This is a genomic window from Actinomadura bangladeshensis, assembly GCF_004348335.1.
GTDB classification, from domain to species: domain Bacteria; phylum Actinomycetota; class Actinomycetes; order Streptosporangiales; family Streptosporangiaceae; genus Spirillospora; species Spirillospora bangladeshensis.
Map to the genome: position 1 here is coordinate 1 of NZ_SMJW01000094.1, position 10,935 is coordinate 10,935.

The window sequence follows — 10,935 nt, forward strand, 5'->3', positions numbered from 1 at the left end:
GGGGCATAAGAGACAGTGGTGATCCTGTCCGGCTGGACGCGGGTGTGGGTCCGGGAGGGCGCCGAGCAGCGGATCATCGCGTTCCGGGGCGCCGGGGAGCTGGTCGGTGAGCGGGCGGCGCTGATGATCCGGGACCGGTCCGCCACCGTGACGGCGGACGGCGACGTCCAGGCGCTGCGGATCGACGCCCCCGACTTCGGGGCCTTCCTGGACGCCCACCCGCGCGTGCGGGGCGTCCTGGAGCAGCAGGTCTACCGGCGGCAGATCGAGAAGCACGACTTCGGCGACGTGCAGGGCAACTGCTCGATCCTCATCACCGACATCACGTCGTTCAGCTCGCCGGCGCGCACCGACGCCGACCGCGAGTACGTCCTCGGCGCGATGTACGACCTGATGGGCGAGGCGTTCACCGCCTCCGGCCTCGACCTCGGCCGCCTCTACCAGGAGGACCGCGGCGACGGCGCGCTCGTCATCGTCCCGCCGACGACGCCGACCGACCGGGTCGTCGACCCGATGCTCGCGCACCTGGCGGCGGCGCTGCGGCGGCACAACCGGCGCGCCGCCGAGGCGACCCGGCTCCAGCTGCGGGCCGCGCTGCACGTCGGGCCGGTGCAGCGCGGGCCGAAGGGCGTGTCCGGCATCTCCATCATCACCACGCGGCGGATGGTGGACGCGCCGGCGGTGAAGCGGCGCGTCGCCGAGACCGGCGCCGACCTGGCCTTCGTCACGTCCGACTTCGTGTTCGACACGGTGATCACGCCCGCCCCCGGCCTGGTCGACCCGGGCCGCTACTCGCGGGTCCGGGTCAGGCTGAAGGAGGCGTCGCTGCCGGCGTGGCTCATGCTGGAGGGCGGCGGGTCCCAGCTCCGCGCGGTGTGACCGTCAGGACGCCACGAGGTCCTGGTAGTCGGGGTGCTTTTCGATCCACTTCTTGATGAACGGGCACACCGGGACGACCGTGCCGCCCTTGCCCCGGATGTCGTCCAGCGCCCCGCGGGCGAGCGCGCTGCCGATGCCCTTGCCCTCGAACGCCGAGTCGACCTCGGTGTGGACGAGGACGACGGAGCCCTCCTCCCGTTCGTAGTCGACGAATCCGGCGAGGTCGCCGTCCACCCTGACCTCGTAGCGGTTCTTCCCGGCATTGTCGGTGATCTCGGTGCTCATGCCCCGATAATGCCCAATCGCGTGGAGAGATTCCCCGCCGCCCCTCCCGGCGCCGCTCAGCCCGCCTCGTGGCCGGCGCGGAGCAGGCAGTAGGTGACGGCCTCCTCCAGGGCCTGCCAGGACGCGGCGATGACGTTGTCCTCGACGCCGACGGTGCCCCACTCGCGCTCGCCGTCGCCGGACTCGATCAGCACCCGCGTCCGCGCGTCGGTGCCGTGCGCGCCCTCCAGGATGCGGACCTTGTAGTCGACCAGCTCCAGCCGCGCCAGCTCCGGGTAGAGGCGGCCGAGCGCGAGGCGCAGCGCGTTGTCGAGGGCGTTGACGGGCCCGTTGCCCTCGCCGGTCGCGATGATCCGCTCGCCCTTGGCGTGCAGCTTGACGGTGGCCTCGCTGACCATGGAGCCGTCCGGGCGGCGCTCCACGATCGACCGCCACGACTCGACCTCGAAGTGCCGCTGCCGGACGCCGGTCAGCTCCTCGCGCAGCAGCAGCTCGAACGAGGCGTCCGCGGCCTCGAAGGTGTAGCCGGTGGACTCCAGGTCCTTGACCTTGGCGACGACGGCCTTGGCCTTCTCGCCGGACAGGTCGTAGCCGAGCTCGCGGCCCTTCAGCTCCACGGACGCGCGCCCCGCCATGCTCGACACCAGCATCCGCATGTCGTTGCCGACGGCGGCCGGGTCGATGTGCTGGTACAGGTCCGGGTCGATCTTGACGGCGGACGCGTGCAGCCCCGCCTTGTGCGCGAACGCCGACACGCCCACGTAGGGCTGCTGCGAGCTGGGCGCGACGTTGGTGACCTCGGACACGGCGTGCGCGATCCGCGTCATCTCGGCGAGCTGCGCGTCCGACACCAGGTTCATGCCGCGCTTGAGCTGCAGGTTGCCGACGACCGTGAACAGGTTGGCGTTGCCGCTGCGCTCGCCGTAGCCGTTCGCGCAGCCCTGCACGTGGGTGGCGCCCGCCTTCACCGCGGCGAGGGTGTTGGCGACCGCGCAGCCGGAGTCGTCGTGGCAGTGGATGCCGACGCGGACCCCGTACCCGACGACCTCGTGGACGACCTCGGCCAGCTCGTCCGGCAGCATGCCGCCGTTGGTGTCGCAGAGCGCGACGACGTCCGCGCCGGCCTCGGCGGCGGTGCGGACGGCCTCCAGCGCGTAGGCGCGGTTGGCCTTGTGGCCGTCGAAGAAGTGCTCGGCGTCCAGGAAGACTCGTTGGCCCTCCGCACGCAGATGGGAGACCGTGTCGCGGATCATCGCGAGGTTCTCCTCAAGGGTGGTGCGGAGGGCCAGCTCGACGTGCCTGTCGTGACTCTTGGCGACCAGGGTCACGACGGACGCGCCGCTTTCGCGCAGGGCGGCGACCTGGGGGTCGTCGGCCGCCTTCACCCCGGCCCGGCGGGTCGCGCCGAACGCGGTGAGCTGCGCGTGCCTCAGGTCGAGCTCGGTTCGAGCCCGCCTGAAGAACTCGGTGTCCTTGGGGTTGGCGCCCGGCCAGCCGCCCTCGATGAAGCCGACGCCCAGGTCGTCGAGGTGCCGCGCGATGGCGAGCTTGTCGGGCACGGAGAGGTTGAGCCCCTCCTGCTGCGACCCGTCGCGCAGGGTGGTGTCGTAGACGTGGAACGCGTCGCCTTGCATAGGTGAGAACCCCCAGAGGGTGGCGCCAGGGCACAAAAAAGACCCCTCACGGACGTGAGAGGTCTGCGCGCCGGCGGTGTCCCGTTAGCTGCCGGCGCGCCAGCCGATAATGACGAGGCTGCTGCGCATGATGATCCCAGTCTGCCACACGATTCCCGTGCTCGGGACGGCCGTCTCGGATCATGAGACGGCGGCCCCGGCGCGCGGCGCGCCGGGGCCCGCGGACCCGCAGGTCAGACGATCTTGTGGACCCAGCCGTAGGGGTCCGGGCGGGTGCCGTACTGGATGCCGACCAGCTCCTGGCGGAGCCGCATCGAGACCTCGCCGGGCTCGCCGTCCCCGATGGTCCACTCCCGGTCCCGGCCCTTGACCCGGCCGACCGGGCTGATGATCGCGGCGGTGCCGCAGCCGAACACCTCGGTGATCTCGCCGGACGCGCAGCCCGCCTGCCACTCGTCGATACTGATCTTGCCCTCCTCGGTGGGGACGCCGAGGTCCGGGGCGAGCTTGAGCATCGAGTCCCGGGTGACGCCGGCGAGCAGCGTGCCGGTGAGCGCCGGGGTGAGCAGCCGGGCCTGCGTGCCGGTCCCGTAGACGAACATGAGGTTCATCGAGCCGACCTCCTCGACCCAGCGGTGCTCCACCGCGTCGAGCCAGACGACCTGGTCGCAGCCCTGCGCGACGGCCTCGGCCTGCCCGGCGAAGGACGCCGCGTAGTTGCCGCCGAACTTGGCCTCGCCCGTCCCGCCGGGGGCCGCGCGCGTGTAGTCCTGCGACAGCCACACCGAGACCGGCTTGATCCCGCGCGGGTAGTACAGCCCGGAGGGCGACGCGATGACCATGAACAGGAACTCGTTCGCCGGGCTGTTCACACCGAGGGCGCGCGTCGTGGCGAACATGAAGGGCCGCAGGTAGAGGCTGTGGCCCTCGGTGTCGGGGACCCACTCCTTGTCGGTGCGGACGAGGAGTTCGATCGCGTCCACGAACAGCTGCTCGGGGATCTCGGGCATGGCCATCCGCTTGGCCGACCGGTTCATCCGGGCCGCGTTCATGTACGGCCGGAAGGTGACGATGGACCCGTCCGGCTGCTTGTAGGCCTTGAGGCCCTCGAAGAGCTCCTGGGCGTAGTGGAACACCTGGGAGGCAGGGTCCATCGGGATCGGCCCGTACGGTTCGAGCTTCGCGTCGTGCCAGCCGCGCTCCGCCGAGTACCTGATCGTGATCATGTGGTCGGTGAAGTGCCGGCCGAAGCCGGGGTCGGCCAGGACCGCCGCGCGCTCGGCGGCGGTCGCGGGCCGCTCGGTGCGCGTGATCTCGAAGTCCAGGGTGTCGCTCATCGCGGTTCGTCCTCTCGCGGATCGCCGGGCGGCCCCATCGCCGCTGCGGCTTCCTTAGTCCCTATTGTCGTACTTCGTGTAGACCTGCTCCTCCACGCGGCGCATGCCGAAGACCGGGCGCGCCGCGAGGGCACACCCGGTCCGGCCGGACAGGCGGCGTGCCCTATCCGGATACTCGCTTGGCGATCGCGTCGCCGATCTGGGACGTGGAACGGGCGCCGAGCCCGGCGCGCTCGGCCAGGTCGTCCGAGACGGCCTGCTCGACGCGGCGGGCGGCGCCGCCCTCGCCGATGTGGTCGAGCAGCATCGCGACGGACAGGATCGTGGCGGTCGGGTCGGCCTTGCCCTGCCCGGCGATGTCGGGCGCGCTGCCGTGCACCGGCTCGAACATCGACGGAGCGGTGCGGTCGGGGTTGACGTTGCCGGACGCGGCGAGCCCGATCCCGCCCGCGATCGCGGCGCCGATGTCGGTGATGATGTCGCCGAACAGGTTGTCGGTGACGACGACGTCGAAGCGCTGCGGCTGGTTCACGAAGAACATGGTGGCCGCGTCGACGTGGACGTAATCAGTCGAGATCTGCGGGTACTCCTCGCCGACCCGCTTCAGGACACGCTGGTACAGGTCGCCGGCGAACGTGAGGACGTTGTCCTTGTGGACCAGCGTGAGCTTCTTGCGCGGCCGGGACGCCGCCACCTCGAACGCGTACCGGATGACCCGCTCGACCCCGTACGCGGTGTTCACGCTCTCCTGCGTGGCGACCTCGTGCGGCGTGCCCTTGCGCAGCACGCCCCCGACACCGGTGTACGGGCCCTCGGTGCCCTCCCGGACGACGACCATGTCGATGTCGTCGGTCGTCACGCCGGCCAGCGGCGTCTGCACGCCCGGGAAAAGCTTGACGGGCCGCAGGTTGACGTAGTGGTCGAGCTCGAACCGGGTCCGCAGCAGCAGCCCGCGCTCCAGCGTCCCGCTGGGGACGCTCGGGTCGCCGACCGCGCCGAGCAGGATGACGTCCTGCTCGCGCAGCTCGGCCAGCACCGAGTCGGGCAGCGTCTCCCCCGTCCGGTGCCAGCGGGCGGCGCCCAGGTCGTAGGGGGTCTGGTCGAACGTGAGGTCACCGGACACGGCGTCGAGGACCTTCAGTCCCTCGGCGACCACCTCGGGGCCGATCCCGTCACCCGGGATGACGGCCAGACGAATGCTGCGCGAAGCCATGCGCGCACTCTACTGCAAACGTCTCAGTGCGTGGGCTTCCGTCTCACGATCCGGTCAAGAGCCCGCAATCTCCGCACATCCCGCCGCCGGGCACCCGGTAGTACAGGCAGCAGTTGTTCCGGACGAACCCGTCCGCTCCGAAGTGCCCGGCCCCAGCCAGCGGCTCCAGGGCCAGCAGCGCCCGCACCAACTCGGCCCTTGTGCCGCTGACCGGCCCAACGTTAAGACTTCCGGCCAACGCGGAAGCCGCGTTTCCCCACACGAGTCCGTCCGCGAGCTTCACAACGCTCGCCATGGCCTCCCGCAGCGGCCGCAACTGCCCGTCCACGACCACGCGATGAACAAGGTCAGCGGCCTCCGCAAGGCTTCCGGCCTGCCATCCGCCCGGCTCCGCGAGCCCCAGCCGGATCGGCTCACCGGGCGCCCACCGCCACCGCAGCGGCCCCAGGTCGGGGACGACCCCGGCCGCCGCCGCGGCGACGACGGGCGACCACAACCGCGCCGCGAGCCCCTGGAACACCAACGAGCCCGCGACTCGCGACTCCCCTACTCCGAGCCGCTCCGCGTAGTCACCGGTGAGCGCCTGCAACCGCCCGACATCACCCGAAAGCGGCCGCCACACGGCCTCAGGCCCGTCCAACGTCGTGCATATCTCGAAGTAAGGCCCGAGCCGGGCGACGTCCCGCAGCACCCGCGCGACTTCGGCGGGGGCGGCTCCGATCGGCATAGCCCCCAGTGTCACACGCGTGAAGGAGGAGAAAGCGCTAGTCGGCTCGCCGGTCCAGAGCGGTCTGCAGGGCTCGGGCGGCCTCTTCTTCGGCTTCGTCGGCCGGGGTGTTGGTCCAGGTGTCGTTCATGAGTGTGCTCCTGATTCGCTGAGCTGTGGCGAGAGGGCCGCCGGGAGTCCGTGGTTCGCACGGTCCGGCTGGGAATCGGACTCACGGCCAGGCAGAACCTCCGCAGCGGGTGCCGGCCTGCCGATGTTCAGGCCCCGCTGCGGCAGCGAAGGATTACTACGAAGCGCCGCATGACTACCTGCGAGATTACCTCCGGTCCGGCGAAGTTGTCCCGACTCGTGGCGAGAAATCTCAGCATGCGGGACGGATGCCGGATGGGAAACGCCGCGGGCGGGCGTGCCGGCGCACCCGGCACGCCCGCCCGCGGCGGAAGGCTTCCCCTCAGGCAGGTCAGCCGTCGAGTCATTCTGGGGGGCGACCCCCAGACCCCCGAATCAGCCGTCGAGGTCCACCCGGCGGCCCATGTCGGCGCCGACCTCCTTGGTGATGGCGTCGACGAGCTGCGGCTGGACGGCCGAGTCGACGGTCAGCGCGATCAGCGCCTTGCCGCCCTTGACGTCCCGGCCGACCTGCATGCCGGCGATGTTGACCTGCTCGTCGCCGAGCAGCTTGCCGACGGCGCCGACGATGCCGGGGCGGTCGACGTAGGAGAAGAACGCCATGTGCTCGGTCGGGACGAGCTCCATGTTGTAGCCGTTGATCTCGATGATCCGCTCGGCGTGCTTGGGGCCGGTGAGCGTGCCGGAGACCGAGACCACGGCGCCGTCGGCCATGGTGCCGCGCACCTGGACGACGTTGCGCCAGTCGGGGCTGTCCTCGGACGTGGTGAGGGTGACCTCGACGCCGCGGTCGCGGGCGAGGAGCGGCGCGTTGACGAACGTCACGGCCTCCTCGATGACGTCCACGAAGACGCCCTTGAGCGCGGCGAGTTCGAGGACCTTCACGTCGTGCTCGGCGATCTCGCCGCGGACGACGACGTCGAGGCGGACGGGGACGCCGCCGGCGAGGGCGGTGAAGATGCGGCCGAGCTTCTCGGCGAGCGGCAGGCCGGGCTTGACGTCCTCGGCGACGGCGCCGCCCTGGACGTTGACCGCGTCCGGCACGAACTCGCCGGAGAGCGCCAGCTTCACCGAGCGGGCGACCTGGGTGCCGGCCTTCTCCTGCGCCTCGTGGGTGCTGGCGCCGAGGTGCGGGGTGACCACGACGTTGTCGTGGTGGAACAGCGGGCTCTCGGTGCACGGCTCGGTGCTGAACACGTCGATGCCGGCGCCGGCGACCCGGCCGTCCTTGATCGCGAGGTCGAGGGCCTCCTCGTCGACGATCCCGCCGCGGGCGGCGTTGACGATCCGGACCGACGGCTTGACCTGCTGCAGCTCGCGGTCGCCGATGAGGCCGAGGGTCTCGGGCGTCTTCGGCAGGTGCACGGTGATGAAGTCGCTCTCGCGGAGCAGCTCCTCCAGCGTGACGAGCTTCACGCCGAGCTGCGCGGCGCGGGCGGCCTGCACGTAGGGGTCGAACGCGACCACGTTCATGTCGAAGGCGGCGAGGCGCTGGGCGACCAGGACGCCGATGCGGCCGAGGCCGAGCACGCCGACGGTCTTGCCCTGCAGCTCGACGCCGGTGTACTTGGAGCGCTTCCACTCGCCCTGCTTGAGCGCGGCGTGGCCCTGCGGCACGTTGCGGGCGGTGGCGAGCAGCAGCGCGATCGCGTGCTCGGCGGCGGTGACGATGTTGGACGTGGGCGCATTGACGACCATGACGCCGGCCTTGGTGGCGGCCTCCACGTCGACGTTGTCGAGGCCCACGCCGGCGCGGGCCACGACCCGCAGCTTCTTGGCGTGCTGGAAAACCTCGGCGGTGACCTTGGTGGCGCTCCGCACGATCAGCGCGTCGACGTCGGCGACGGCGGGCAGCAGCTGCGCCTTGTCACTTCCGTCTACGTGGCGGACGTCGAAGTCGGCCTCCAGCACGGCGATGCCGGCCGGGGAGAGTTCTTCTGCGACGAGGACGACGGGCTTGCTCAAGAGAAAACAGTCCTTCGGAAAGTGAGAGTGATGTGCGTGCTGTGCGTGCAGGTGAAGTCGCGAGTCACCTCGTCGTGGCCCTCGCCCCCGGCAGCCGAGTCTATAACCCGTGGGCGACGGCGGTTCGCGGCAGGGAAAGACTCACCGGTAACTACCGCTCCGCACGGGTTCGCCCTGGTCTGTCAGGCCGCGTTCGGTTCCGGCACGGCCGCGAGCACGGACGCCACCCGCTCGGCGTCCTCGACGTGGATGTGCGGGACGTCCGCGAACACGCGCAGCGGCCCGGCCGGCAGCCCCAGCTCCTCGGCGACCCCCGTCTGCACCTCGCGCAGCGGGATGTACATCAGGTAGCCGCGGTGGACGTTCTGCGACCGGAACATCGCCGTCATGCCGAGCCGGTAGCCGCGGATCCGGAACGACAGCGCGGTCAGGGCCGGCAGCCCGTCGGCCGGCTCGCCCGGGATCGTCAGCGAGATCCACGCGCTGGTCGTCCACGGCCTGGCCCGCAGCAGGTCCACCACCCACTGGATCTGGTCGTGCCCGTCCAGGTCGTGCAGCCGCGGCCAGTACCGCCCGCGGACGACCCGGCGGGTGCGCTCCTGGGCGCGCCGGACCAGCCGCGTCCGGTCGCCGTACTCGCGCAGGATCGGGTCCTCCCAGCTCAGCGAGGCGATCTCGAACAGCAGCGGGGGCCCCTCGATGATGGGCCCGCCGTCCTCCAGCCCGGCCTCGCCGGCCGTCCACACGTGCCGCAGGACACCGATCCACGCCTGCCCGCAGGTCTCCCAGCGCCGGACGTCCTTGTCCCCTTGCGCCGGCATGTCATGACTCCGCACCGTTATTCAGGGATTTTCCCGTCCGCCGCATTGCCGCACCCGCCGGGAATTGCGCGCCGTCTCCGCCGGACGGCCCTCCCTCGGCCCCGATCAGCCTCGCACCGCTCATGCACACTGCCCCAAGATCCGCTCCGGCGGCGGTCACAGGAGTGTTCGCGCAGGTACTCCCCGCGCCGGCCGCGGCCGTCACGGCTTTCTTCAAGTATCAGGCAACCTGCCCAAAAACGGTAGGCATATTTATCCGAACGGTATCTTCACCGGCATTCTGACCGTGTTGTCGTCCATCAGTCACTGGACAATCCGTCCAAACGATCGCGGCGCGGATCACCACGGGTCGGGGACGTCCCGGTGCAGCACGAGGTAGCCGTCCCGCCGGAAGACCTGCCGGTACCCGGCGGCCTCCAGTTCGGCGACGCGCCGCCGCTGCTCGGCGACCGAGCCGAAGGGGAACTCCAGCCGCCCGACGTAGGCGACCACCCAGGGCGCCCCGCGCGAGCGCCGGTCCCACAGCAGGACGCGGGCGCGGGACGTCAGCGCGGGGCCGACGCCGTTGGCCGCCTCGACGAGCGCGCCGTCGGGGATCCGCGCGGCCGCCGCCGACGCGGCGCGGGCCCGCTCGTTCTGCCGCCACAGCGCCGGGTCGGCCAGGTGCTTGTAGGCGAAGAACGGCACGCAGGCGAGGGTCGCGGCGAGCACCGCGGCCATCGGCAGGACGGGCGGGACCCGCCGCCGGCGCGGCAGCCCCCGCAGCCGCGCCGCCCCGTCCACCGCCGCGAGGACGAGCACGGCGATGATGAACGCGTTGTAGTGGTAGTGCGGCTCCCACCAGTTGCCGAACCGGCTCGCGAGCATCCGCTCGGCCAGCAGCGGCACGGCGGTCAGGGTCAGCGGGGACGCCAGCGGCAGCAGGAGCAGCGGCAGGACGACCAGCGCCATCGTCGCGACCTTCTGCGGCGGGTCGACGAGCACCGCCGCGACGTCCCACGGCCGGGTGAGCGCGTGGACGGCGGCGTGCGGCACGTCCGGGCCGAGCGCGCCGTACGCCCAGTAGTAGGCGTTGTCGCCGCCGAAGGCCGCGATGAGCACGCGCGAGCAGAGCCAGGTGGCGACGAGCCCGACCACGACGTAGGCGAGGCCGGCCCGCCGGTCGCCCCTCGGCAGCAGGTCGCGCGGCCCGCGCCGCTCGCCGTCCTGCTCGTCCGGGCGGGTGAGCAGGTAGAGGCCGAAGCCGGCGAGCAGGAGGCCCATGTCCTCCTTGACCAGCAGCAGCGCGAACGCCGCCACCGCCGCCTGGACGCGCCGCCCCGCGTCGTGCCGCTCGACCAGCAGCGCCGACAGCAGCGGGACGAACGCGACCTCGTGGAAGTCGAACGCGAGCGCCTCGGCGATCGGCCAGGACAGCGCGTACGCCCCGGCCGCGCAGTAGGCGGCGCCCGCGCCGAGCCTGCGCTCGGCGTACCGCCAGATCGGCCAGATCGCGAGCGCGAACAGCACGGCCTGCGCGACCAGCAGCGTCTCCGGGCCGTCGTGGATCCAGTAGAGCGGCGCGAGCAGCGCGAGGACCGGTGAGAAGTGGTCGCCGAGGACGGAGAAGTCCGGCCCGAAGCCGTTGTGGACGCCCTTCACCATCGCGACCGGCAGGTCGAGGCGGCTGTAGGAGCGGACCGCCTGGTCGAAGATCACCAGGTCGTAGCTGCCGGTCCGGAAGGCGCGCAGCCGCATCAGCGCGTACGCCGCGTACAGCAGCGCGCTCGCCGCGGTGAGCGCGGCGATCAGCAGGCGGCGCCGCCGGGGGGCTCCCCCGGTGCCGGCGGGGATCTCGCGGGCGGCCCCCTGCGCCACGACGACCTCGGCCACGCGCCGGACGCTACCACCGGTCCGGCACGCGGCCGGGGTCCGGCCCGCGCGTTTCCCCTGCGACGCGCTTCAC

General features: G+C 71.7%; 9 protein-coding genes. 1 reads left to right on the forward strand and 8 read right to left on the reverse strand.

Going from position 1 to position 10,935, the window contains the following annotated elements:
* Positions 1–18 precede the first annotated feature (18 nt).
* Positions 19–879 (forward strand): Crp/Fnr family transcriptional regulator, encoded by an 861-nt coding sequence (locus tag E1284_RS19430; RefSeq protein ID WP_207923845.1) that lies wholly within the window; start codon positions 19–21, stop codon positions 877–879.
* A gap of 3 nt (positions 880–882) precedes the next feature.
* Here the strand turns inward: E1284_RS19430 and E1284_RS19435 are convergent, their stop codons facing one another.
* The 8 genes from E1284_RS19435 to E1284_RS19470 all read right to left on the reverse strand — a co-directional run bounded on the left by E1284_RS19435 (position 883) and on the right by E1284_RS19470 (position 10,862).
* Positions 883–1,164 (reverse strand): GNAT family N-acetyltransferase, encoded by a 282-nt coding sequence (locus tag E1284_RS19435; protein WP_131940881.1) that lies wholly within the window; start codon positions 1,162–1,164, stop codon positions 883–885.
* Positions 1,165–1,220: 56 nt separating this feature from the next.
* On the reverse strand, positions 1,221–2,798 hold the full coding sequence (gene cimA, locus E1284_RS19440) for a citramalate synthase (RefSeq protein WP_131940883.1): 1,578 nt from the start codon (positions 2,796–2,798) through the stop codon (positions 1,221–1,223).
* 233 nt (positions 2,799–3,031) lie between these two features.
* Positions 3,032–4,135, reverse strand: a complete 1,104-nt coding sequence (locus tag E1284_RS19445) for a branched-chain amino acid aminotransferase (RefSeq protein ID WP_131940885.1) — start codon at positions 4,133–4,135, stop codon at positions 3,032–3,034.
* A 163-nt stretch (positions 4,136–4,298) separates the two neighbouring features.
* The gene (locus E1284_RS19450; protein WP_131940887.1) at positions 4,299–5,348 is read right to left on the reverse strand and encodes a 3-isopropylmalate dehydrogenase; all 1,050 of its coding nucleotides are present in this window, start codon (positions 5,346–5,348) and stop codon (positions 4,299–4,301) included.
* A 43-nt stretch (positions 5,349–5,391) separates the two neighbouring features.
* Complete coding sequence (locus E1284_RS19455) at positions 5,392–6,075, reverse strand: (2Fe-2S)-binding protein (protein WP_131940889.1); 684 nt, start codon at positions 6,073–6,075, stop codon at positions 5,392–5,394.
* A 504-nt stretch (positions 6,076–6,579) separates the two neighbouring features.
* On the reverse strand, positions 6,580–8,169 hold the full coding sequence (gene serA, locus E1284_RS19460; protein WP_131940891.1) for a phosphoglycerate dehydrogenase: 1,590 nt from the start codon (positions 8,167–8,169) through the stop codon (positions 6,580–6,582).
* Between the two features lie 182 nt (positions 8,170–8,351).
* A complete protein-coding gene (locus tag E1284_RS19465) occupies positions 8,352–8,990 on the reverse strand; it encodes a thymidylate synthase family protein (protein WP_243714595.1) in 639 nt (212 codons plus the stop codon).
* 339 nt (positions 8,991–9,329) lie between these two features.
* Positions 9,330–10,862 carry a DUF2079 domain-containing protein gene (locus E1284_RS19470; RefSeq protein ID WP_131940893.1) on the reverse strand — a complete coding sequence of 511 codons (1,533 nt, stop codon included), beginning with the start codon at positions 10,860–10,862 and terminating at the stop codon, positions 9,330–9,332.
* Positions 10,863–10,935 lie beyond the last annotated feature (73 nt).